Here is a 22,190-nt window from a genome sequence, read left to right as displayed (position 1 = left end):
ACCTCACAACGGGATATCGGATAACAGGGAGTGGTAATGCCGCAGGATGGCCTCGCGGCGCGGGCGGCCATTGGCGGTCAAGGTGTCGTCGGTACTGGACAAGGGACACGGCAGGCGACGCCAGGCATGCACCCTGGCGTAGTCCGGCAGCGAGGCATTGCATTGCTGCACGGCCTGGTCGATGACGGTCTCGGGGGTAGCGGGGTCCAGCGGCCAGAGCAATGCCAGGTTCTTTGGCAGGGCCTCGCCATGCACGAACGCCTGGGCGATTACACCGCTCTGGGTCAGTTCGGCCTCCACCCATTCAGGGTTGACGTTGCGCCCGAAGCTGGTGATGAACTGGTGTTTCTTGCGGCCATCGAGGTACAGGTAGCCCTCCTCGTCGAAATGGCCGAGGTCGCCTGTAGCCCACCAGCTGTCGAAGACGGGTGGTTCCTCCAGATAACCGAGCAACACCGAGCCCGCCACCAGCACCTCCCCGTCCTCGGCGATACGCACCTGCACATGGGGCAGCGGTTTACCGACACTGCCTCGACGGGTTGCGCCCGGCCGGTTCAAGGCCACCACCGAAGCGCACTCGGACAAGCCATAGCCCTCGAACACCGGCAGGCCGATCGCTTCGGCTCGGGCCAGCAGGCTGGGCGCTACGCGGGCACCACCAACCGCAACGAACCGCAACGCCCCCACCCTCATCAGCCCACGCTCGATGGCCGTGATCAGCCCCATCAACAGCTGAGGCACCAGAATCAGGCTCTGCGCGCCGCTCAGGGCGATGGCCGCCAGCAAGCGCTTGAAATCGACCTGGCTGGCACCGACCATGCCCAGTTGCGCCTGGGGGTACAGCAGCACACTCGCCCCGGCCATCAATGCGGCGTAGACCCCGAGGTTTTCCAGCAGCACACCAAACGGCAGCACCGCCAGGTAACGTTGAGGTTCACTGGGCCGGCTGGCCACTTCCAGCTCCCGGGCTACACGTAACAAGGCTTCGACAGACAGGCACACGCCTTTGGGCTTACCTGTGCTGCCAGAGGTGTAGGTGATCTTGGCGGTACCGGCCGGCAGTACCACTGCGGGCTCTGGCTCGCGGACCCAGAACGCGTCCTGCTGGGCGAACCCCAGCTCGGCGAGCGCACCGCGCCATTGCGGGTCGCACAGCACATGGCTGGCACCACTCTGCCCGATGCAATGGCTGAACTGGGCAGTACTGAAGAACGACGGCACGATCACACAGGGACGCTCGGCAAACAGCGCCGCCAGGTCCCAGAACAGCAGCTGCGGGCCATTATCCAGGGCCAGTACCAGCGGGCCGGGCGAGCGCGCGCGCAAGCTATGGGTGCGCAACCCCACTTCGGCCAGCAACTGCCTGAAGGTGAAGCGCTCGGTGGCCCCTTGCACGGCAATTGCATCACCGTGATCGCGGGCAAACGTGACCAGCAGTTGATGCAAGCGCTCCAGTTCATGCGGCATGGCCAGTCTCCCGAAAGGCCGTCGGCAACCCCAGGCGTTGGAACACCCCTGCCTTGCTCAAGGCATCAAAGCCATGACCGATGCTGCCGGCAAAGACTTGCGGATGCTGAGCGTAATAGGTACCCCATTGGTCCACCTGCCCATTCAGCCGAGCCGGGTCAGCCGACGCCAGTACCGACGGTACCAAGCCCAGGCGCTGGAAACTGTTGATCAGCGTCGTCGCGCCGGTGAACGCCACCCACTTCAGGCCGCGTGTGGCCAGCAGCCAGGTCACCGCTATGATCATGATTCGCGCGCTACCGGCACTGAGCGAGGCCAGGTTGCCGACTTCGACCATGCTCTCACGCTCAAGGGTGCAGCCCGCCACCCGTGAAACTGCAGCTTCCAGCGGCTCATCCAGATAGTGTTCGAGAAACAGCGGCCCGCTGCCGGCCAGGCGCAAGCCTGCGGCAGCAATCAGCCGGCCATGGCTGTCGTGCAACGCCAGCAGTTCTGGGAGGTAATGGTGCACATCAGCATGATGCACGCTGGCAAAACATTGATGAATGAAGTGCTCCAGCTCATCACGGCCGGGGGCCTCGTGCAGATGAAGCGACAAGTGGGCGTGATGGTCGACGTGGCTGCCGATAGGCAATGGGAGCAGACTGCTCCACTGAGACTGGGTCATGAAACTCCCCCGTTCGGGTTTGATGGGGTGAGTATCAGCGGTCAATCTGAAGGGAATCTGAAGTCACGGATTAGACTGATGTCAGGGCCACAGGGGAGCCGTCGATGTTTACCGTCACACTGATCAACGCGCTGGTCGTGGTGCTGGTGGTGGTGATTCACTACGAATGCCTGCTGCGCCTGAACGACTGGCTACCCCGGCTCAAGCTCTGGAGCCGGTTTCGCATCGTCATCGGCGTGTTCGGCGCGTTGGTCGCCCACGCACTGGAAGTCTGGTGCTTTGCCCTGGCCTATTACCTGATGGCCAATGCCAAAGGCTGGGGCACGCTGAGCGGCAACTTCGATGGCACATTCATGGACTGCGTGTACTTCTCATTCACCACCTACACCACCATCGGCTTTGGCGATATCGCGCCAACTGGCGACCTTAAATACCTCACAGGCCTGCAGGCGCTGACAGGCCTGGTCATGATCACCTGGACGGCCTCCTTCCTGTTTCTGGAAATGCAGAAGTACTGGAAGGCCAAGTAGTGAGGCGTAGCTCTGTCAGCCCGGCAATTGACAACTATCAAGCATGCAACCGCCGTTTGCCGCCCACCTGACGGAAATCCAGACTTTTAGGCATTTGGGGCGCACCCTTTACTTGCCAACACATATTCAGCGATGCCCCGGAGGCATGCCATGGCACTCATGAAAGCGGCCATTTTCGTCGAAAAGAACCGCATCGTACTGGACGACAAACCCATCCCCGAGATAGGCCCGCTAGATGCGTTGATGCGCATCAGCACCACCACAATCTGTGGCACCGATGTGCATATCCTGCGTGGCGAGTATCCAGTGGCAAAAGGGCTCACCGTCGGCCATGAGCCAGTAGGTGTCATCGAAAAACTGGGCTCGGAGGTACTGGGCTTCCACGAGGGGCAGCGCGTCATCGCCGGCGCCATCACCCCCAGCGGCCACAGCAATGCCTGCCTGTGTGGCTGCGGCGCCCAGGACGGCGCCGGTACTGTGCATGGTTTCAAGGCCATGGGTGGCTGGAAGTTCGGCAACATCATCGACGGGTGCCAGGCTGAATACGTTCGAGTGCCTGACGCGATGGTCAACCTCTCCCCCATTCCCGACGGGCTCAGCGACGAACACGTGCTGATGTGCCCCGATATCATGTCCACTGGTTTTTCCGGTGCAGAACGCGGGGGTGTGACAATTGGCGATACCGTCGCCATATTCGCCCTGGGCCCGATCGGCCTGTGCGCAGTCGCCGGTGCCAAAATGCTGGGCGCCACCACCATCATCGGCGTGGACACGGTGACGGCGCGCATGCGTGTGGCACGCGAAATGGGTGCCTCGCACGTGGTCGATTTCAAGCAAGGCAACGTGGTGGAACACATCATGGCGCTGACCGATGGCCGTGGCGTGGATGTGGCCATCGAAGCGCTGGGCACCCAGGCCACGTTCGAATCGGCACTGCGCGTGCTGCGCCCCGGGGGTACGTTGTCCAGCCTGGGCGTATACTGCGCCGACCTTCGCATCCCCCTTGATGCATTCGCTGCGGGACTTGGCGATTACCGCATCGTGACCACACTGTGCCCCGGCGGCAAAGAACGCATGCGCCGGCTGATGGCGGTGGTCGCCAGCGGCCGTGTAGACGTTTCCCCGTTGGTCACCCACCGTTTTCGGCTCGACGACATCGAGGCTGCCTACGAATTGTTCGCCCACCAGCGCGACGGTGTGATGAAGGTGGCGATAACGCCCTGAACCTAGCGGCACGTAGCCCAGCTGGATGGCCTGGCGCGTCAGGGAAAACGCGCCGGTAATCACCGGCTGGGAGGCGATTGAGATTCATCGAATCTTGTATGTGAAGGTATTTTTTACATTGGCCACCGCTACCGCCCGCCCATCCACCACCCGAGGCTGGTAACGAAAGCGCTTCGCCGCCGCCAGCGACGGTTTGACGAACAACGGGTGGCACTGGCCCACCACCTGCGGATCGCTGACCTGCCCCTGCGGCGTGACCGTGTAGGTGACCGTGCATTCCCCCTCGATATTGCGATCCAGCGCCCGCTGCGGGTAGTCCGGCGCCTCCTTGGCGATGGGTAGATACTGGCGGCTGGCCGACTCGGCTGCGGCACGAGCCTGGGCAGCAGCCTCTCGCGCCTGCTGCTGCCGTGCCTGCTCTTGTTGCGCCAGTTGCCGCTCGCGCAGCTCAGCCTCTTCGCGTTGCTTGCGCGCCTGTTCCTGTTCCTGACGCTGTTGTTGATCGCGCTTCTGTTGCAGATCGCGCTTCTGCTGCTGCACACGCTTGAGTGCCAATGCGGCCTCATCCACGACCGGCATCTGGGCCTTGGGCGTCGGCAACGCGGGCTTCTCGACCACAGGCTCGGGCGCCGGCGGCTCAGGCACCGCTACGGGTGCCGGCACGTGCACCAGTTGGGTGTGGATCACCGCTGCCGGTACCGGTTGCAGCACCGGCGTATGCGACAGGTTGAACAGCACATAGACCAGCCCCGCGTGCAGTGCAAACGCCACACCAAACGCCATACCGTGGTCGCGCCAGCTGGCAGGGTCAAAAGTCAGCTTGCTCATGGTTACGGCGCCTCGGTGATCAGGCCCAGGCGGCTGACACCGCCGCGTTGCAGCTCGGCGATGCCTGCCACCACTGCGGCATACTCGGTGTTGCGGTCGGCGCGCAGGTACACCTGGGTCTGCGGGTCCTGGGCGACGATGGCTGCGATCTTGTCGCGCATCTGCGCGGTGTCCACGGCGCTATCGGTCTGGCGGCTGGTGTCGACCTCGCTGCCGAGGTTCCAGTAATAGCTGCCATCGGCCTTCACCGAGAGCGTGACGATCCGCTGCTGGCTGGGTGCCGGCAGTGCCTCGGCGGCCACCTTGGGCAGCTCGATCTGCACGCCCTGTACCAGCATGGGCGCAGTGACCATGAAGATCACCAGCAGCACCAGCATCACATCGATGTACGGCACCACGTTCATTTCGGCCTTCAGGCCATGCTTGCGGACGGGTCTGGCGAGCATCGCATGTTCCTCCTCAGGCCGCTGCCGCCAGGTTGCTGGGCTGGCCTTGCAAGCGCCGTTGCAGGCGGCCTTGCAGTTCGTTGCCAAAGGCGTAGTAGCGGCTGATCAAGGTCTGGCTGCGCGCCGAGTAACGGTTGTAGGCCATCACTGCCGGAATCGCCGCAAACAGGCCTATGGCGGTGGCGATCAGCGCTTCGGCAATACCGGGGGCCACGGTCGACAGGGTCGCCTGCTGCACCTGGGACAACCCCAGGAACGAATTCATGATGCCCCACACGGTGCCGAACAGGCCGATGTAGGGGCTGACCGAGCCGACCGTGGCGAGGAACGGCAAGCCCTGCTCCAGGCGCTCTTCCTGCTCGGCGATGGTCACTAGCAGGCTGCGTTCGACGCCTTCCAGCACGCTGTCGGGCTGCTGGCCAGGTTGCAGCTGCTGGAACGCCTGATAACCAGAGACGAAAAGCTGCTGCAGCCCGGCATCGACGTGAGGCTGTTGCGCCTTGATGCCCTGATACAGCTGGCCGACTTCGCTTTCGCGGAACTGCTTGAGAAATGCCCGGCTGTGCGCTTCGCTACGGCGCAGACGGCTGCCACGCTGGATGATCAGGTACCAGCTGAGCAGCGAGGCCAGGGCCAGGCATAGCATGACGGCCTGGACCACCAGGCTGGCTTCGCTGACCAGGCCCCAGACGGTGGTGTGTTCGAGCGGATTTGGGGTTTGCATGGGGGTGTCCTTTCAATGTGAGTCTTAGTCAAAGGCAATCAGGTTGCGCTGGCATGACAGGCGGCCGTTACTTCAGGCCCAAGGCTTCGGCCACTGCCGCCCACGGCACGTACTTGTAGTTCTGGTTGCCTTCGGGCATGCGCTTGCGACCGTCCTGCACGACCAGCAGGCCCTTCGCCCAGGGGCCGCCGAGGTTGGCCGAGGTCACGTCGAGGCCGTCGGTCTCCGAGGCGCCATCAATACCGCGCTGTGCGTCCAGGCTTACCTGGAAGCCGCCGCGCAGCCGGTACGGTGGTTTGGCGTCGACCACCACATAGCTGTCGTTGCCCTGGCTGGAGATCACCAGGTAATCGCCCCCTTTGCCGTGGTACAGCGCCAGGCCTTCGATGTCGTCCTTGACCAGGCCGCCCACGCCGATCACTTTGTCCAGGCGGGTCGGGCCGTCGCCACGGGCGTCCAGGGCCCAGACCGCTACGTCTTCTTCACCGATGAACAGGCGCTGGTTGCGGTCGTCGGCCACGCAACCTTCCGACTGGGTCGCGGTGCTGAAACTGCGCACCAAGGTGCCGCCCGCCTGGCCGCTACTGCCGTCGAGGCGGTATTGAACAAAGCGGCCATCCTTGTCATTGGCGATGGCGTAAATGGCCGCATCGGCATCCTTGAACAGGCACAGGCCGTAGATTTCCTTGAGCCCGGTCGGCACCTGGCCGATGTCGCTCAACTGGCCGCTGGCCGGGTCGATGGCGAACAGGTGCAGGCTGTTGCGGTCACGGTTGCTGGCCACGGCCAGGTCGACCTCACGTTCGCCAAGCTGGAAGCCATTACGCACGTCGACATTGTTCAGGCGGCCCACACGCAAGTCCTGCAGCTGCTTGCCGTGCAGGTCGTAGGCCAGCAGCCCGCCTTTCTTGTCGGTACCCAATACCCGACTCAGTTCGGGCTGGCGCGCGTTGACCCAGATCGCCGGGTCGTCCGCCGCATCGCCAAGGCTGGGCACGCCGTCGGTCTGCACCTGCGCGTTGATCTGTACCACGGGAGGCGCAACCGGCGCTGGCGTTGGCGTCCAGCCCAGCGTCGCAAAGTGCGTGCCCTGGTCGTCGGCCAGCAACAGTTCCAGGCCTTTGCCTTTCACACGGGCACTGATCTGTTCGGGCTCTTTCAGCCCTTGCAAGCTCAGGGCTCCATGACGCAGCCATTGACCGGCGCGGCGCTGGTACAGGTGCAAGGCACTGGCGGCCGGGTCCAGCAGCATCAGGCCCCCGGGCACCAGGGCCACGCCGGCGGCGGCCTTGGCCAGGCTTCCGAACGGTGCCACCAGGTCCACCGGCTCGCGCACCAGGGGTGCTTCGGCAGCAGCTTCGTAGCGCCACAGGCCGACGTTTTCTTCGTTTACGTACAGGCTATGGCTTGCATCATCCGCCTGGCAGAACCCGCTCTGCGGCGGCAGGCTCAGGGCGCGCACCTGGCGTGCTTCGGCCAGCGGCTGGCCATGTTCGGCGACCAGCCACTGCTCACCCATGCCCTCCTCGCCAACCAGGAACAGGAAGTCGTTGGCGGCGCTGTCGCGGTACAGGCACAGGCCCTCGATGGCATAGCGGGTCTTGGGCAGGTAGCGCGGGGCGCCCCAACCGCTTTGTGCATCGAAGCGGGCCAGCAACGCCTGTTGACGCTTCTTGTCGACGGTAGCAACCATCAGGCCGGTGCCATCGGGGCGGTGGTCAAGGGTTTCGAAGCGGCCCGGCAACTCGCCAAGTACGCGGCCCTGGCGGTCAACCAGCTGCAGCCCCATGGCGTTCAGTTGCAGGCGTTCGGCCTGCTTGAGCGCCGGGGTTGGAGCCAGCCACTGGCTGGTTTCGCTGTCGATGACGCTGCGGTCGAGTGTGAAGCTCGGCGCCGCGTTGGCACCGGCGTGGGCCAAGGCGACGTACAGCCCCAGCATGGACAAAGTGAACATACGCATGAGCAGGCAATATCCCTGAAGGGTGCGGTCAGAAGTGGGTGAGCGTCAGGCCGACCTTGTAGGTCGGGCCGTATTCTTCGTACTGGGCGTTGTAGCGACGGTGGCCGCTGTACACGTAATAGGACTCGTCGGTGATGTTCTGCGCCTCGAAGGTCAACTGCAGCTCGGGGGTCAGGAAGTAGCCTGCCTTGAAGTCCACGTGCAGCTGGTCATCGGCATACTGGTCGTGGGCCTTGTCGTCGATGGCACCCAGCTCCAGCAGGTAGCCCGACTTGTAGTTGGCGGCCAGGCGCATGTTGAAGCGGTCGTTTTCCCAGCCGACCATGAAGTTGCCCACCGTGTCGGACTGATTGGGCAGGTCGATGCTGCGCTTGCCGGTAGGCCCTTGCAGGGTGGCATCAGACTTGCTGAGGGTAAGGTTGGCGCCTAGCAGCAAGCCGTTCCAGGGTGCCGGCAGCCAGTCGAACTTCTGCGAATACGCCAGCTCCAGGCCATACAGCTTGGCGCCGCCACCGTTCTCGAAGGTGAGCGCTTCGTCGAAGTCCACCCAGTCGCCAGTGCCCGCCAGGTCGGTGCTGTAGATGAAGTGGTCGATATCCTTGTAGAACAGGAACGCCGAGGCGGTGCCGGCGCGGCCCATGTAGTGCTCGATGCCCAGGTCGAAGTTCATCGACTCCAGCGGTTTGAGTTCGGGGTTGCCGAACGACGCATCGTTCTCATCGATGACAAAACCCGGCGCCAGCTGGCCGAAGGTTGGCCGTACCACGGTGTTGGTCCAGGCAGCCCGAATGGCCGTGGCCGGCGACAACTGGTAGCGCGCGTGCAGGCCTGGCAGCCAGTGGTCATAGCGATTGTTGCTGCTGACGTTCTCGTACACACCGTCGCGCAGGCCAGTACCTTTGGCCTCGAACCTGGTACCTTCGTAACGCAGACCGGCAATCAGGCGCCAGTCGCCGATGTCCAGCGTGTTCATCAGGTACGCCGCGTTGATGTCCTCGCTCATGTCGAAATCATTGATGCGCGAGGCTTCCTCATCGTAGTAGGCCGAACGGTCGAGGTCACCGATCAGGCCCTTGATTGCGCTGGCGCTGATGCCGTTGCCGAAATTGCCCAGGGCGTAGTCGACATTGCTGCCCTGATAATCGGCAAGGCTGATGTCATCGAACCCGTCATAGGCCCAGGTTTCGGTGTCGCTGGTCTTGTCGCGGCGGCTGAGCTTGCCGCCAAACTTGACCTGCGAGGCGTCGGCGAAATCGTAGTCGCGGGCAAGGTCCAGGCGGATGTTCTTTTCCTGGTCCTTGCCGTCAACCTTCTCCCACTCCACTTCGTCGAGGGTGAACCGGGCCGGGTCGTAGAAGTCGTTGCCCACGTTTAGCCGTGGCTTGCGCGTGCCGTCGAAACCGACCTCGTCGAAATCGCCGACGAACCTGGCGCCGGCAATGCCACCCGGATCGTGCTCGGTGGCCTGGCTGTAGCCGGCCTGGGCACTGATGGTCCACTGGTCGAGGATGCGCTCGCCGCCAAGTACGTAGGACTGGATTTCCTGAGTGTCCTCGCGCGATTTCAAGTCGCGCCAGCCTTCGGCCTCGCCACGCTGGCCGGAACCCTGCGGGTCGGCGAACTCCAGCCCTTGGGCGTTGCGCGTCTCGGTGTCCTTGAACTTGCTGTAGAGGGTGCGCAGGTAGTAGCTGGAGACGTCATCCGGCTGGTAATCGAAGTTCAGGCCCAGGCCGGTGCGCTCACGGGTAATCTGGTAGTCGCGGGCCTCGACCTCTTCCAGCCGGGCGCCGTCCTCGAAATCCCAGTTACCGCCGGTTTCGACGTTGTCCGAGCCAAACTTGCGCTTCTGCCAGCTAAACGCCGCTGCCACGCCAAAGTTGTCGATGCCGTCTCCCAGGCTGAAGCGGTCGCTGACCGCGCCGGAAAACTTCGGGCTGTCGCGGCTGACGTTGGTGTCGTGGCTGGCTTCGCCGGTAAGGGTGTAGAACAGCCCGTCATGGTCGAACGCCGACAGGCTCTCGACTTCGATGGTGCCGCCGAGGGAGTTGGCGTCCATGTCCGGGGTCAGGGTTTTGACCACCGACAGCGACTGCACCAGCTCGGCGGGCAGCACATCCAGTGCCACGGCGCGGCGGTCGCCCTCGGGGGCCGGTACCAGGGTGCCGTTGATGGTCACACTGTTAAGGTCCGGGGCGATACCGCGGACGCTGACGAAGCGGCCCTCGCCCTGGTCGCGCTCCACTGACAGCCCGGGGATGCGCTGCAGGGCTTCGGCGGCATTGTCGTCGGGCAGTTGGCCAACACCATCGGCATGCACCACGCTCTTGATGCTGTCGGCGCTTTTCTGCTCGCGCAGCGCCTTGTCGATGCTCGCCGCCTGGCCGATCACCTCGACCCGCTCGACCGCATCTTCCGCCCAGGCTGGGGCGGTGGTAATGGCAACGGCCAGCAGGCTGACCCGGAATCCGGCGTTGCGGATGTGACGAAACGGCATTGCCACCTTGAAACCCTCGCTTGCAGTGACCCGATGAACCCGGGAATGGCTGCGAAAGCTAGAAAGTGTGTGTGGCACTTGCGTGACAGCGCTGGGCTGGGCGGCTTGAAAACGCGGCTTTCACGCTGTTTTCGGCGCAATTTGAGCTGATATGACCTGAGGCCCGCTGCGGCACTGGCGATGCTCTGCAAACCTGTGGCGCAGCTGTGGGGCCGGTCCGGGGGCCCTGGGCCGTAACCGACCACTTGAAATCGCGTTTTTTCCTGACGATCAGCTGAGCCAAATCGACCCCCCGCCCGGTAACAGAACCGTCATCCGCCTTTGTTTCCTTTGCGCCCATCACGCCTTCCGGGCTCATCGAGGAAACCCCATGCACCGCCCCCTGCTACTGGCCGCCCTGCTCTGCGCCGCACAGGCTCATGCCCAGGCCAATGACTCCGCTGCGATCCCGCGCTCCGCCGGCCTGCCCTACGCCGCCGGCCAGCTGGCCGACCGTATCGTGCTGACCCCCGGCCAGAACGCCGCCACGCAGATGGCCATCAGTTACCGCACCGACCTGGCCCAGGCCGACGCAGTGCTGGAGCTGGGCCCGGCCCTCGCCGGCCCTGCGCTGGCAGCCAAGGCCAGCCCGTTGAGTGGCAGCACCCAGCGCCTGGACAGCGACAACGGCCCAGCCAACTACCACCAGGTGCGCCTGGACCACCTGCAACCAGACACCGCCTACGTCTACCGGCTCAAGGGCAGCGCGGGCTGGAGCGAATGGCACCAGTTCCGCACGGCCAAGGCCACGTTCGCGCCGTTCTCGTTCATCTACCTGGGCGACACCCAGAACGACATCCTCGCCATCGCCTCGCGCACCATTCGCCAGGCGCTGCGCAGCGTGGCGCACCCTGCCCTGGTGGTGCACGCTGGCGACCTGGTGGCATCGCGCGACGACCTCGCCCACGACGATGAATGGGGTGAATGGAACCAGGCCGGCGGCTGGTCGTACGCTGCCATCCCACAGCTCACCGCCTTCGGCAACCACGAGTACCTGGAAACCCTCAACCCCGATGGCAGCGAAAGCCGCAGCCTCAGCCCCCATGTAACGGCGCAGTTCGCCCTGCCGCGCAACGGTGCCCCCGGTGTGGCGGCAACCAGCTATTTCAGCGATTACCAGAATGTGCGCTTCGTGGTACTGGACGGCACCTCGGCGCTCGACCTGGGCACCCTGCAAGCACAGACCGACTGGCTGGAGCAAACCCTGAAAAGCAGCAAGGCACAGTGGAACATCGTGGTCATGCACCAGCCGGTCTACACCTGTGCCCGCCCCGAAGATACCGAGCCGCTCAAGGCCGCCTGGCAACCGCTGCTGGAGCGCTACAAGGTCGACCTGGTACTGCAAGGCCACGACCACTGCTACAGCCGCCTGACCCACGCCGAAGGGCGCCAGGCCACGCGTGCCGCACAGCAGGCCAGACAGGCAATCGGCCCGGTGTACATGGTCTCGGTGACCGGCTCGAAGATGTATGGCCTGAACGACCGCGCCCGCCACCAGCCGGACCGCACGGCCGAAGACACCCAGCTGTACCAGACCATCGCGGTCGAGCAGAACCGCCTGCAGGTGCGCACCTATTCGGCTGACGACCAGCTATACGACGCGTTCGATATCACGCGTGATGCCAAAGGGCGCAAGTTCTTGCAGGAATCCAAGCTGGCGCTGGCCAACGAACGTTACTGCAAGGCCAGCGTAGGGCCGGACGGGCTGCCGTGCACGGCCCGCGGCAAGTGAGCGTCATCGGATTGAGATAAACGCCTTGCATGCTGCTGTGCCTGTGCCGGCGACGGTGCCAGCACAGGCAACAACACACTTACAGGACACCCCATGCGCCTCAGCCCCCTGTTCAAACAGCACGCCCTTACGCTGGTCGGCCTGGTACTGGCCGCCAACGCCGGCCTGCTCGTTTACCTCGCCGCCGGTACGCTTAAAGCCTGGGCCGAGATCAACTGGATGGACGTCGCCGGCGAGGGCGGCACTTGCCTGATCCTCTGCGGCTGGCTAGTGATGCTGCTACGCGGGCGCCCTGCTGGCCGGGTCACCCGCCTGCTTTCCCTGGGCCTGTGCTTCATCGCCTTCTCGATGTGGATGGACACCCTCGACGAATTCATCCGCCTGCCCGACGACGCGGTCTGGGACAACTGGCTTGAGACTGCGCCCATGCCGCTGGGCATGCTGCTGCTGACCCTGGGCATGTACCACCTGCAGCAAGAACAGCACGCCATCACCGCGCAGATGCGCAAGCGTGAGCAACTGTTCCGCGAGCACCGCCTGTTCGACAAGCTCACCCCGCTGTCCGGTGCCCGGTACCTGCGCCAGCACCTGCAGCAGGCCATTGCCCAAGCCGCCAGCGAACAGCAAGCACTGTCGCTGATCGTCGTCGACCTGGACGATTTCAACCAGATCAACCAGCGCTATGGCCAGGAAGAAGGCGATCTGGTGCTGCAAGTGGTCGCCCAACTGCTGCTGCTCAACCTGCGCCAGCAGGACATACTCTGCCGCCTGGCCGGCGACCGCTTCGTCGCGGCGCTGCCCAACACCGGCGAACGCCAGGCCCAGGCCATGGCGGAGGCGCTGCGCCAGAGCATCGCCCACCTCGCCCATCACACCGGCCGGCATGGCGAACGCTTGCACCTGACAGCCACGGTGGCCAGCGTGATGGCGCTGGACGAAGACGAAGACCACCTGCTGAAACGCCTCAACTACACCTTGGCCCAGGCCAAGAGCCGCAAGGCGTGCCAGGCATGAATGGCTATGACGGCGACAGCCGCTTCATCACCGCCCACCACCTGCCAGCTGCGCTAATCGACCTGGCGCGCTCGCGGCAGATCGATACCCATCACCTTCTACGCGGCTGCGGGCTGTTCTATGACGACGTCGTCGGCGGCAACGCGCTGATAAGCCCACAGCAGTTCCTGCGCCTGATCGGCAATGCGCAGCGGCTGCTCGATGCCGACGACAGCAGCTTTCTCTACGGCCAGCGTCTGTGGCCCGGGCACCACGGTGCCGCCAGCCTGCTGCTGGAGCAAGCGGATCACCTGCTGCAAGCCTTGGAGCGCATCGATCAGTACCGCGCCCTGCTGTCCCCTTTGCTCAGCCCGGTCCTGCGCCTGGATGAGCAGTACTTGCACCTGTACTGGCGGGAAAGCTGCGCCATCGGCGAGCAACGCCGCTTCCTGCTGGAGTCCAGCATGACCGCGGTGGTCGCCCTCGCGCGCCGCCAGCAGCAAGAGCATCTGCCTTGGCGTTTCCAGTTCAGCCATGCCGAACCGGCCTACGTCGAACAGTATTGGGTGCACTTGGGCGATTCCCTGGCTTTCGACCGCCCATCCACAGTGATGAGCCTGCCACGGGAATACCTGCTGCGCGCCTGGCCTGGCGCCGGGTCAACCGCCCAGCACGTGGCACGCCAAGCCTGCGATGCCCAGTTGGCGGCCTGGGGCTGGCGGGCAAGCTTCCTCGACCTCGTCTACGAACACCTGCTGGGGCTGATTCGCCAACCGTTGAACCTTGAACGGGTGGCGGCCGCCTTCGCCACCAGCCCCGCTTCGTTCAAGCGCCGTCTGGCCCGTCATGGCTCCAACTTCCAGGAACAACTGGACCAGGTGCGCTGCGACCAGGCGCTGTACCTCTACCAGGTCAAGGGCTACAGCAACGATGCTGTGGCCCGGTACTTGGGCTTCAGCGACAGCACCAACTTCCGCCGTTCGTTCAAGCGCTGGACCGGGCGTGTGCCGAGTGAACTGGAAGCCTTGTGGGCCTGATGGGGAGCTGAACAACCCCGCCTTCAGGAAGCCTTGCGCGGCCGTTTGGCAGCCGGCTTCCCGCCCTTTTCCTTGTCCTTGTCCTTGTCCTTCCCGCCGAGGCTGCGCTTGAGCAGTTCGGTGAGGTCGAGGATATCCGCGCCTTTTTCCGCGCCGGTGCCCTCCCCTTTGTCCACCGTCTCGATCTTGCCTTTGCTGGCCTTCTCTTCCACCAGGTCCAGGATGGTCTGGCGAAACGCATCATGGTACTCATCCGGCGCCCATGACCCGCTCATGTCTTCGACCAGGCGCTTGGCCATGGCCAGTTCGCGCTTGTCGACCTTGACATCGGTCACGCTCTTGTCCAGCTCAAGGGTGTCCACGCCACGCACCTCCTCGGGCCAGCGCAGGGTGATCAGCACCAAGGCGTCCCCCAGTGGCCGCAGCAGCGCCAGGTGCTGGCGGGTATGCAGCACCACGGTGGCCAATGCCACCTTGCCGGTGCTCTCCAGCGTCTCGCGCAGCAGTGCATAGACTTTGCCGCCGCGGCGGTCGGGGCTCAGGTAATAGGGGGTGTCGAAGTGCTGTAGCGGAATCTCGCCAGCCTCGACAAACGAGAATATATCGATGGTCTGGGTCGCCTCGGGGCGCGCGTCGCGGATCTCTTGCTCACTGATCACCACGTAGCGGCCCTTTTCGTACTCCACACCTTTGACAATGTTGTCCTTGTCGATTTCCTTGCCGGTGACCTTGTTCACCCGCTTGTAGCCCACTGGCTCCATGCTTCGCTTGTCGAGCCAGTCAAAATCCACCCGCTCGGAGCTCACCGCAACATTGAGCGAAACGGGAATGTGCACCAGCCCGAAACTGATCGCGCCCTTCCAGATGGCCCGCGCCATGTCGACCTCCTATGCCTTCAACAGTGTAACGGCCCCATTAATGAATTTGGACTGGCTGCAAGTGCGAAGGTTTAGTCTGGTTGCTTGATGGCAATGAGATAGGTCGGCCCCCTTTTCATCATATGGAGACCAACCGCCGAGCATCCCTTCGCACGGCTTGAGGGGGCACACCAAAACCACGGATGAACACCTCCCGCATATGCCGGCGGTCCCTGAAGCCGGTCTCCCTGGCCACTACGTCCAGGCTGTGCAGACTCTGCTCGATCATTAGCCGGGCAGCCTCCAGCCGCAGGCTCTCGACGGCCCTGGCAGGGGATTGTCCGGTCTCGGCGGTAAACACCCGGGTGAACTGCCGCGGGCTCAGGTGCACCACGTCCGCAAGCTCTTCCACGCTCAATGGGCGGCTGAGGTGCTTGCGTGCGTAGTCCAGCGCACTCTGGATACGGTCCGATTTGGGTGAGAGCGTCAACAGTTCGGAGTGTTGGGACTGCCCGCCAGAACGACGTTGGTGCATGACCAGCTTGTGCGCCACCGACCTGGCTATTTCGCTGCCCAAGTCCTTCTCCACCATGCCCAGCGCCATGTCCAGGGCAGCGGTCATGCCAGCGGACGTCCATATCGGCCCATCGACGATGAAAATCCGGTCTTCCTCGACATCGATTTCAGGGTGCAGCTCGCGCAACTTGGGCGCATAAGCCCAGTGGGTGGTCGCGCGCCGGCCATTCAGCACGCCGGCTTGCGCCAGCATGAAACAGCCGGTGCAAAGGCCTGCCGTGCGACGCGCACCGTCGACAAAACCACGCACGCTGGCCAGTACCTCCTCGCTGGGCGGCGTCAGAGGCGTCAGTGTGCCGGTGACCATCCAGGTGTCGGCCAAGCCCGGCGCACCCAAGGGCAGCGTGTCGATATGCATCCCCAGGGATGAGCGCACCGTGCCGCCCCCGATGGAAAAGTTCTGGATCCTGTAAACCGCTTCGCCCGCCACGATATTGGTGAGCTCAAACACGGTTTGCGTCGCCAAGGACATGATCTGGAAGCCTTCGGTGATGAGGTAGCCGACCCGATGCATTGCTGATGCCCTCTGCGCTATGTCCTAAAACCGCACTATATGCGTCGTTCAAGACAAAAACCACCTGCTGCATGATGGCGCCATACCAACCAGCGGAGCATCAGCATGACGCAGCAATTCAAAGGCACCGCGCTCATTACGGGCGCCTCGACCGGCATCGGTTCGATCTATGCAGAGCAGCTGGCCCGTCGGGGCTACGACCTGGTGCTGGTGGCACGCAACCGGGACCGCCTCAATGCATTGGCTGGCCGCCTTACCACCGAAACCCGGCAGAACGTGGAGGTGTTCCCGGCAGACCTGGCCAATGCAGATGACCTGGCCAAGGTAGAACGCAAACTGCGCGAAGACGCCAGCATCAGCATGCTGGTGAACAACGCAGGGATCGGCACCCATACCAGCCTGCTGGAAAGTGACGTTGAGCGCATGGCGCAAATGATCACCCTCAACGTCACCGCCCTCACCCGCCTTACCTATGCAACTGTTCCCGGCTTCGTCGCGCGCAAGCATGGCGCGCTCATCAACATCTCGTCCATCGTCAGCCTGGCACCCGAACTGCTCAACGGCGTGTACGGCGGCAGCAAGGCCTACGTCACCGCCTTCACCCAGTCGCTGAACAGGGAGCTGGCGGACAAAGGCATCAAGGTTCAGGCAGTACTGCCTGGGGCCACCGCGACCGACTTCTGGCAGACCGGTGGCTTGCCAGTCGAGAACCTGGACCCAGGCATCGTGATGTCTGCCCAGGACCTGGTGGACGGTGCCCTGCAGGACTTCGACAACGGTGTGCTGATCTCCCTGCCGTCGGTGCACGACCTGCAGGCCTTCGATCACTACGAAGCCAGCCGGCAAGCCTTGTTCGGCCAGCTGTCCAGCAACCAGCTCGCAAAGCGCTACAGCGCCAAGTGATCAGCAGTCAGAGCAAACGTGGTCGAGGATTGTGGAGCGACCAGCCAGGCCACGGGCGCTTCACACCATTTTCATTGCAAGCGAGAAAGTCTTACTCCACTCAGGCTGTTTTTTGAGTGAATCGAATCGAATAGTCTGAACCCACTTTTCGCATCCCCAAGAGGCAGCGCCAATGAAGGCAGTCGTTTACACCCAGCCCGGTTTACCCATCCAGGACCCACAATCGCTGTATGACGCGCAACTGCCCACGCCCCAACCGGGTGCCCGCGATCTGCTTGTCGAAGTCAGGGCAATCGCCGTCAACCCGGTTGATACCAAGATCCGTGCAAGCCGTGGTGGTGAGCAACCACAAGTGCTCGGTTGGGACGCTGTCGGCGTTGTCCGCGAGGTAGGGCCGCAGGTAACGTTGTTCCAGCCGGGCGATGAGGTTTTCTACGCCGGTGCCATTGACCGCCCTGGCAGCTACAGCGAGCTTCATGTGGTGGACGAACGCATTGTCGGGCATAAGCCCCGCAGCCTGGACGACGCAAGCGCCGCCGCTTTGCCGCTGACATCCATTACCGCCTGGGAACTGCTGTTCGACCGCCTGGGCGTTGAAGAAAACGGTGGCAAGAACCAGAGCCTTTTGGTGATCGGTGCCGCCGGCGGGGTTGGCTCGATCCTGGTGCAACTTGCCCGCAAGCTCACCCAGCTTACGGTCATCGGCACCGCCTCAAGGCCCGAAACCCAGGCCTGGGTCCAGGAAGCGGGAGCCCATCATGTGATCGACCACCGCGAATCGATTCCACTTCAGCTGCAAGCGCTCAACCTGGCCCCGGTCGATTACGTCATCAGCCTGACCCACACTGACACCTACCTGCCGCAACTGGTGGAAGTGCTTCGTCCACAAGGCAAGCTCGCGTTGATCGACGACCCCGCGCAACTGGATGTCATGCCGCTCAAGCGCAAGTCGCTCTCACTGCACTGGGAACTCATGTTCACCCGTTCGCTGTACAAGACCGAAGACATGATCAAGCAGCATCAGCTACTCGATCGGGTTTCGCAGCTGGTCGATGATGGCGTGCTCAAAACCACCCTCGGCGAGCATTACGGCACGATCAACGCCGAGCACCTCAAGCGCGCCCACGCCATGATTGAGAGTGGAAAAGCACGCGGCAAGATCGTGCTGGAAGGGTTCTGACGCCCTGTCATGCGCCCGACGGCCACGCAGCGCACCCGGACACTGCATTGACGCCTTCCAGCGTCGCAAACGAAATGTCTTTCGCCGTGAGCAGGAAATCACTCATGTAAGGCACTTCGAGCATGTCGCTGCGTACCGCCGCGAACAGCGTGGCCTGCAACCCTTCTGCGCACAGGCGCCTGGCCAGGACATAGCCGCGGGTGGTGTACTCATGCACCGCCCAGTTCGGCAGGCAGCAAACACCACGGCCGCTGGCCACCAACTGCATCATCATCACGGTCATTTCTGCGGTACGGACCTGGGCAGGTTCGATGTCGGCCGGGTCGAAGAAACGGGTGAAGATGTCCAGGCGGTTTCGCTCGATCGGGTACGTGATCAAGGTCTGGCTGGCGATGTCGGCGGGCTCCAGATACGGTTTTTCGCGCAGTGGATGATGCTTGTCGATGGCCAGCATTGCCTCGTACCCGAACAACGGCACGTAGGTGATACCCGGCAGGGTCACAGGGTCGGAAGTCACCACAAGGTCCAGGTCCCCGCGTTCAAGGGCCGGCAGCGGTGCAAACGACAACCCCGACGCCAGGTCCAGCTCAACTTCCGGCCAGGCGCAGCGAAACTCGTCCAGCGAGGGCATCAGCCATTGATAGCAGCTGTGGCACTCGATCGCGATGTGCAGCCGGTCGGCCGAGCCGCCAGCCAGCTTGCTCAGATTGCGCTCCGTGGTGCGGATCAGTGGCAGCACCTGGTCGGCCAGCTGCAGCAGCTTGAGGCCCGCTGTGGTGAAGCGTACCGGTTTGGACTTGCGCACAAACACGGGCATGCCAACGCGACTTTCCAGCTCCCGGAACTGGTGCGATAACGCCGACTGGGTCAGGTGCAGACGTTCGGCGGCCTCGGGCAGGCTGTCCGTTTCGCGCAAGGCATGCAGAGTGCGTAGGTGTCTCAAGTCAATCATGAGCAGAAGGCAACGCTCACGCCGCACCAAGGTTGCTAGAGAGTTCTCTGCGGACGATTTCTGCACCCGCACTCAACGCTCTGAGCTTGCCGCTGGCGACCCTACGCGGTAAGGGCGCCATGCCACAGTTGGTGCAAGGATAGAGCTTGTCTGCCTCTACAAATTGCAGGGCCTTGCGCAGGGTATTGGCCACTTCCTCGGGTGTTTCAATGGTGTGGCTGGCCACATCAATCGCGCCGACCATCACCCTCTTGCCTCGGATCAGCTCAAGCAGGTCCATGGGTACATGGGAGTTGTGGCATTCCAGCGAAATGATATCGATGCTGGACTTCTGCAGCCTGGGGAAGGCTTCTTCATACTGCCGCCACTCTGATCCCAAGGTCTTTTTCCAGTCCGTGTTGGCTTTGATGCCGTAGCCGTAGCAGATATGCACAGCGGTTTCACACTTGAGGCCTTCGATGGCCCTTTCCAGGGTGGCAACGCCCCAATCATTCACCTCATCAAAGAAGACATTGAAGGCAGGTTCATCAAACTGGATGATGTCAACACCGGCAGCCTCTAGCTCCCTGGCTTCCTGGTTAAGAATCTTGGCAAACTCCCAGGCCAGTTTTTCGCGGCTTTTGTAATGGCTGTCATACAGCGTATCGATCATGGTCATGGGGCCTGGCAGCGCCCATTTTATCGGCTGCCCGGTCTGCTGACGCAAAAACTTGGCATCTTCGACAAATACCGGCTTTTGCCGGGCCACAGCACCCACCACTGTGGGGACGCTTGCATCATAACGATCACGGATCCGGACCGTCTCGCGTTTCTCGAAATCGACGCCGCTCAGGTGCTCGACGAAGGTCGTCACAAAGTGTTGGCGCGTTTGTTCACCATCACTGACGATATCAATACCGGCGTATTGTTGCTCCTGCAATGCCAAGCGCAGGGCATCCTGCTTGCCTTCAATCAATGCCTCATCTTGCAGTTTCCAGGGTGACCAGAGCGTTTCGGGCTCTGCGAGCCAGGAGGGTTTAGGCAAACTGCCGGCAGTCGAAGTGGGTAACAACTTTTTCACGAGGGAAGACCTTATATAAGTTAATCAGCAGCAGTAATTGGCGGACCACTGCTCAAGCATCGCGTGGTGCGGTTTGATAAAGTGCTCCTCGACAAACTGCCCCTGCTCGATGGCCAACCGACTACGCTCCTCCCGGTCATAAACAATACGGGTCAGCGAGTAATCCTGATGCTGCAAGCTGGGTTGATAGCATTTACCGGCGGCAGAGTTCGCATTGTAGATTTCGGGCCGATAGATTTTCTGAAAAGTATCCATGGTGCTGATGGTGCTGATGAGCTCAAGGTTGGTGTAATCACTGAGCAAATCGCCGGAAAAATAGAAGGCCAACGGCGCAACGCTGTTTGCCGGCATGAAGTAACGCACCTTCAAACCCATCTTCTCAAAATAGGTATCCGTCAACGAATACTCATCCTGCTGATATTCAAAACCCGACACAGGGTGCTGGTTATCCGTTCGATGGTAGGTCTTGCTGCTTGAAACACTCAAACAGATGACGGGAGGCTTGTCGAAGTGCGCCTTGTAAGTACTTGAGTTGACGAAGCGCTTGAACAGCTTTCCATGCAGCTCGCCGAAATGGTCTGGGATGCTGAACACCGCCTGGTTTGCATTGTGTCCCAGCAGCAGCACGCTAAAATCGTAATCGCGCACGTAGGATGAAAAATTATTCCCCACCATGCCCGCAAACCGCTCGCCGGTGTGTCGGTCGATAATGCTGGTTTTCAATATTTCAATAAGGGGCAACGCCTGATCCACGCCTTCAGCACCGATACCCATCTCGACAGAAATGATGTCAAGCTCGACGGCGTAGCGGTCGCCCTTGGGATTGTCCCAATGCGCCAATGCGTTGAAGCGGTTATCTATCATCTTCAAGGTGCTGCGCAAGTTCTCTTGCCGGCTCGCACCTCTCGCCAGGTTGGCGAAGTTGGTAGTGAGGCGCGTCTTTTCGGAGGGTTGATAATGCTCATCAAAGCGAATGCTCTTGATGGAAAAACTGAAGTCTTTATTCGTCATGGCGGGAAGCCCACTCAAATATCCATATACTCTGTAACTGTCCTGCAGTTTAGGTTGGGGGATTGACCGTGGGAACTGAATTGATTTCACAGAACCTTTAGTCACGCTCATGACGCCCGCGGGAATAACGCGAAACATGACCGGCCGGGCCATTAGCGCGGGTTGGACATCTCCTGCGAGAAGCCCTCTCCAGTCGGCCAGACGGTCATGGCGAAGCGCCTTGAGAGGGCTATCGTTGCTTGTCTGGACAACGACTACCCAGCGAGGGCGGTGCCATGAACACCAGTGATCTACTCGAACAGTTACTTCGGGCGGGGCAAGGTTCACGAGCGCGTGAAGGAAACAGCGGCCTGCCATGGCAAAACGGCCTTGGCGGCCTGGGCGGCTTGCTGGGTGGTCTGTTAGGTGGGCGTGGTGGTGGCAGCACGGGCGGCTTGCCCCAGGGGCGCTCCACGGGTGGCACCAATTTCGCGGCACTGGCGTCGTTGGGCATGATGGCGTTTCAGGCCTACCAAAGCTGGCAGCGCAGCCAGGCGGCAGCCCCGCAACAGGCGCTACGTACTGTCGATCAATTGGCCGGCCCCGAGGCCGAAGACCACAGCCATGCGATCCTGCGAGCACTGATTGCGGCAGCCAAGGCAGACGGCCGCATCGACCCGCAGGAAGAACAGCTGATCTACGCGGAAATAAAGCGTCACACCAGCGACCCGCAACTGCAGCAGTGGCTGGATGATGAAGTCAGCAAGCCACTTGATGTTGCTGAAGTGGCCCAGTCCGCCCACGACCCGGCCATGGCCGCAGAAATGTACCTGGCCAGCGTGATGCTGATGGATGACCAGCAAGATGCAGAGCGGGCCTACCTTGATGAACTGGCCGGCGCATTGCAAATCGACCCGGCATTGCAGGTGCATCTGGAACAGCAGGCCAAGGCAACGGCCTGAACGAATCTGAAGCCGCTACGCGGCCCGCTCGCACCAGGGTGGCTAGCCACCCTGG

Annotated in this window: 20 protein-coding genes and 1 pseudogene; 8 read left to right on the top strand and 13 right to left on the bottom strand. The window is 62.4% G+C overall.

Going from position 1 to position 22,190, the window contains the following annotated elements; translation table 11 throughout:
* Positions 1-3: 3 nt before the first annotated feature.
* Both JOY50_RS03340 and JOY50_RS03335 read right to left on the bottom strand, forming a co-directional pair.
* The gene (locus tag JOY50_RS03340) at positions 4-1,467 is read right to left on the bottom strand and encodes an AMP-binding protein (protein ID WP_132840259.1); all 1,464 of its coding nucleotides are present in this window, start codon (positions 1,465-1,467) and stop codon (positions 4-6) included.
* Entirely contained in the window at positions 1,457-2,134 is a 678-nt protein-coding gene (locus JOY50_RS03335; protein WP_132840256.1) for a thermostable hemolysin, read from the bottom strand. The genes JOY50_RS03340 and JOY50_RS03335 overlap by 11 nt, the downstream gene beginning before the upstream one ends.
* A 104-nt stretch (positions 2,135-2,238) precedes the next feature.
* Here JOY50_RS03335 and JOY50_RS03330 point away from each other — a divergent pair, with 104 nt between their 5' ends.
* Both JOY50_RS03330 and JOY50_RS03325 read left to right on the top strand, forming a co-directional pair.
* Positions 2,239-2,664: a potassium channel family protein gene (locus tag JOY50_RS03330; protein WP_132840254.1), complete on the top strand. Its 426-nt coding sequence runs from the start codon at positions 2,239-2,241 to the stop codon at positions 2,662-2,664.
* A gap of 150 nt (positions 2,665-2,814) precedes the next feature.
* On the top strand, positions 2,815-3,888 hold the full coding sequence (locus tag JOY50_RS03325; RefSeq protein ID WP_138736572.1) for an NAD(P)-dependent alcohol dehydrogenase: 1,074 nt from the start codon (positions 2,815-2,817) through the stop codon (positions 3,886-3,888).
* A 2-nt stretch (positions 3,889-3,890) separates the two neighbouring features.
* Here the strand turns inward: JOY50_RS03325 and JOY50_RS03320 are convergent.
* From JOY50_RS03320 to JOY50_RS03295, 6 genes and pseudogenes are all read right to left on the bottom strand, one after another.
* Positions 3,891-3,966: pseudogene (locus JOY50_RS03320) on the bottom strand (KUP/HAK/KT family potassium transporter); the annotation flags it as partial.
* A 6-nt stretch (positions 3,967-3,972) separates the two neighbouring features.
* The gene (locus JOY50_RS03315; protein ID WP_132840249.1) at positions 3,973-4,716 is read right to left on the bottom strand and encodes an energy transducer TonB; all 744 of its coding nucleotides are present in this window, start codon (positions 4,714-4,716) and stop codon (positions 3,973-3,975) included.
* A gap of 2 nt (positions 4,717-4,718) precedes the next feature.
* Positions 4,719-5,162 carry a protein TolR gene (gene tolR / locus JOY50_RS03310; RefSeq protein ID WP_028613700.1) on the bottom strand — a complete coding sequence of 148 codons (444 nt, stop codon included), beginning with the start codon at positions 5,160-5,162 and terminating at the stop codon, positions 4,719-4,721.
* A 13-nt stretch (positions 5,163-5,175) separates the two neighbouring features.
* The gene (tolQ, locus tag JOY50_RS03305; protein WP_132840245.1) at positions 5,176-5,886 is read right to left on the bottom strand and encodes a protein TolQ; all 711 of its coding nucleotides are present in this window, start codon (positions 5,884-5,886) and stop codon (positions 5,176-5,178) included.
* 67 nt (positions 5,887-5,953) lie between these two features.
* Positions 5,954-7,840 (bottom strand): phytase, encoded by a 1,887-nt coding sequence (locus JOY50_RS03300; RefSeq protein ID WP_405045961.1) that lies wholly within the window; start codon positions 7,838-7,840, stop codon positions 5,954-5,956.
* Positions 7,841-7,874: 34 nt separating this feature from the next.
* Positions 7,875-10,340 carry a TonB-dependent receptor gene (locus tag JOY50_RS03295; RefSeq protein WP_132840239.1) on the bottom strand — a complete coding sequence of 822 codons (2,466 nt, stop codon included), beginning with the start codon at positions 10,338-10,340 and terminating at the stop codon, positions 7,875-7,877.
* A gap of 370 nt (positions 10,341-10,710) precedes the next feature.
* Here JOY50_RS03295 and JOY50_RS03290 point away from each other — a divergent pair, with 370 nt between their 5' ends.
* The 3 genes from JOY50_RS03290 (at position 10,711) to JOY50_RS03280 (ending at position 14,141) form a co-directional block, all read left to right on the top strand.
* Positions 10,711-12,111 (top strand): metallophosphoesterase family protein, encoded by a 1,401-nt coding sequence (locus JOY50_RS03290; RefSeq protein WP_243054767.1) that lies wholly within the window; start codon positions 10,711-10,713, stop codon positions 12,109-12,111.
* 93 nt (positions 12,112-12,204) lie between these two features.
* Positions 12,205-13,125 carry a GGDEF domain-containing protein gene (locus tag JOY50_RS03285; RefSeq protein WP_132840234.1) on the top strand — a complete coding sequence of 307 codons (921 nt, stop codon included), beginning with the start codon at positions 12,205-12,207 and terminating at the stop codon, positions 13,123-13,125.
* The gene (locus JOY50_RS03280; protein WP_243054766.1) at positions 13,122-14,141 is read left to right on the top strand and encodes an AraC family transcriptional regulator; all 1,020 of its coding nucleotides are present in this window, start codon (positions 13,122-13,124) and stop codon (positions 14,139-14,141) included. The genes JOY50_RS03285 and JOY50_RS03280 overlap by 4 nt, the downstream gene beginning before the upstream one ends.
* Before the next feature lie 23 nt (positions 14,142-14,164).
* On the opposite strand, the gene JOY50_RS03275 is transcribed toward JOY50_RS03280, so the two are convergent.
* The gene (locus tag JOY50_RS03275; protein WP_138736566.1) at positions 14,165-15,019 is read right to left on the bottom strand and encodes a Ku protein; all 855 of its coding nucleotides are present in this window, start codon (positions 15,017-15,019) and stop codon (positions 14,165-14,167) included.
* 118 nt (positions 15,020-15,137) lie between these two features.
* Complete coding sequence (locus JOY50_RS03270; RefSeq protein WP_132840227.1) at positions 15,138-16,088, bottom strand: GlxA family transcriptional regulator; 951 nt, start codon at positions 16,086-16,088, stop codon at positions 15,138-15,140.
* A 105-nt stretch (positions 16,089-16,193) separates the two neighbouring features.
* Here JOY50_RS03270 and JOY50_RS03265 point away from each other — a divergent pair, with 105 nt between their 5' ends.
* Positions 16,194-16,991 carry an SDR family oxidoreductase gene (locus JOY50_RS03265; protein WP_243054765.1) on the top strand — a complete coding sequence of 266 codons (798 nt, stop codon included), beginning with the start codon at positions 16,194-16,196 and terminating at the stop codon, positions 16,989-16,991.
* A 172-nt stretch (positions 16,992-17,163) separates the two neighbouring features.
* On the top strand, positions 17,164-18,171 hold the full coding sequence (locus JOY50_RS03260) for a zinc-binding alcohol dehydrogenase family protein (protein WP_243054764.1): 1,008 nt from the start codon (positions 17,164-17,166) through the stop codon (positions 18,169-18,171).
* Positions 18,172-18,178: 7 nt separating this feature from the next.
* On the opposite strand, the gene JOY50_RS03255 is transcribed toward JOY50_RS03260, so the two are convergent.
* Genes JOY50_RS03255 through JOY50_RS03245 form a run of 3 tightly spaced genes read right to left on the bottom strand, consistent with a single transcriptional unit; the run spans position 18,179 to position 21,194 of the window.
* A complete protein-coding gene (locus JOY50_RS03255; protein WP_132840221.1) occupies positions 18,179-19,123 on the bottom strand; it encodes a LysR family transcriptional regulator in 945 nt (314 codons plus the stop codon).
* Between the two features lie 16 nt (positions 19,124-19,139).
* Positions 19,140-20,183 carry a methionine synthase gene (locus JOY50_RS03250; protein ID WP_132840219.1) on the bottom strand — a complete coding sequence of 348 codons (1,044 nt, stop codon included), beginning with the start codon at positions 20,181-20,183 and terminating at the stop codon, positions 19,140-19,142.
* 24 nt (positions 20,184-20,207) lie between these two features.
* On the bottom strand, positions 20,208-21,194 hold the full coding sequence (locus JOY50_RS03245; protein ID WP_243054763.1) for a DUF1852 domain-containing protein: 987 nt from the start codon (positions 21,192-21,194) through the stop codon (positions 20,208-20,210).
* A 275-nt stretch (positions 21,195-21,469) separates the two neighbouring features.
* Here JOY50_RS03245 and JOY50_RS03240 point away from each other — a divergent pair, with 275 nt between their 5' ends.
* The gene (locus JOY50_RS03240; RefSeq protein WP_243054762.1) at positions 21,470-22,135 is read left to right on the top strand and encodes a tellurite resistance TerB family protein; all 666 of its coding nucleotides are present in this window, start codon (positions 21,470-21,472) and stop codon (positions 22,133-22,135) included.
* The last annotated feature ends 55 nt before the right edge of the window (positions 22,136-22,190 follow it).

Source organism: Pseudomonas sp. BP01 (genome assembly GCF_022760795.1).
Taxonomy (GTDB): Bacteria; Pseudomonadota; Gammaproteobacteria; order Pseudomonadales; family Pseudomonadaceae; genus Aquipseudomonas; species Aquipseudomonas putida_Q.
The sequence above is the reverse complement of the archived record's forward strand: the minus strand, read 5'-3'. Positions and strand labels throughout refer to the sequence as shown.

Bases quoted from the DNA above. Each gene is read 5' to 3' on its own strand.
- JOY50_RS03340 (WP_132840259.1), bottom strand. From the start codon at position 1,467: ATGCCGCATGAACTGGAGCGCTTGCATCAACTGCTGGTCACGTTTGCC.
- JOY50_RS03285 (WP_132840234.1), top strand. From the start codon at position 12,205: ATGCGCCTCAGCCCCCTGTTCAAACAGCACGCCCTTACGCTGGTCGGC.
- JOY50_RS03315 (WP_132840249.1), bottom strand. From the start codon at position 4,716: ATGAGCAAGCTGACTTTTGACCCTGCCAGCTGGCGCGACCACGGTATG.
- JOY50_RS03335 (WP_132840256.1), bottom strand. From the start codon at position 2,134: ATGACCCAGTCTCAGTGGAGCAGTCTGCTCCCATTGCCTATCGGCAGC.
- JOY50_RS03270 (WP_132840227.1), bottom strand. From the start codon at position 16,088: ATGCATCGGGTCGGCTACCTCATCACCGAAGGCTTCCAGATCATGTCC.
- JOY50_RS03245 (WP_243054763.1), bottom strand. From the start codon at position 21,194: ATGACGAATAAAGACTTCAGTTTTTCCATCAAGAGCATTCGCTTTGAT.
- JOY50_RS03255 (WP_132840221.1), bottom strand. From the start codon at position 19,123: ATGATTGACTTGAGACACCTACGCACTCTGCATGCCTTGCGCGAAACG.
- JOY50_RS03330 (WP_132840254.1), top strand. From the start codon at position 2,239: ATGTTTACCGTCACACTGATCAACGCGCTGGTCGTGGTGCTGGTGGTG.
- JOY50_RS03240 (WP_243054762.1), top strand. From the start codon at position 21,470: ATGAACACCAGTGATCTACTCGAACAGTTACTTCGGGCGGGGCAAGGT.
- JOY50_RS03290 (WP_243054767.1), top strand. From the start codon at position 10,711: ATGCACCGCCCCCTGCTACTGGCCGCCCTGCTCTGCGCCGCACAGGCT.
- tolR (WP_028613700.1), bottom strand. From the start codon at position 5,162: ATGCTCGCCAGACCCGTCCGCAAGCATGGCCTGAAGGCCGAAATGAAC.
- JOY50_RS03300 (WP_405045961.1), bottom strand. From the start codon at position 7,840: ATGTTCACTTTGTCCATGCTGGGGCTGTACGTCGCCTTGGCCCACGCC.
- tolQ (WP_132840245.1), bottom strand. From the start codon at position 5,886: ATGCAAACCCCAAATCCGCTCGAACACACCACCGTCTGGGGCCTGGTC.
- JOY50_RS03265 (WP_243054765.1), top strand. From the start codon at position 16,194: ATGACGCAGCAATTCAAAGGCACCGCGCTCATTACGGGCGCCTCGACC.
- JOY50_RS03325 (WP_138736572.1), top strand. From the start codon at position 2,815: ATGGCACTCATGAAAGCGGCCATTTTCGTCGAAAAGAACCGCATCGTA.
- JOY50_RS03295 (WP_132840239.1), bottom strand. From the start codon at position 10,340: ATGCCGTTTCGTCACATCCGCAACGCCGGATTCCGGGTCAGCCTGCTG.
- JOY50_RS03280 (WP_243054766.1), top strand. From the start codon at position 13,122: ATGAATGGCTATGACGGCGACAGCCGCTTCATCACCGCCCACCACCTG.
- JOY50_RS03260 (WP_243054764.1), top strand. From the start codon at position 17,164: ATGAAGGCAGTCGTTTACACCCAGCCCGGTTTACCCATCCAGGACCCA.
- JOY50_RS03275 (WP_138736566.1), bottom strand. From the start codon at position 15,019: ATGGCGCGGGCCATCTGGAAGGGCGCGATCAGTTTCGGGCTGGTGCAC.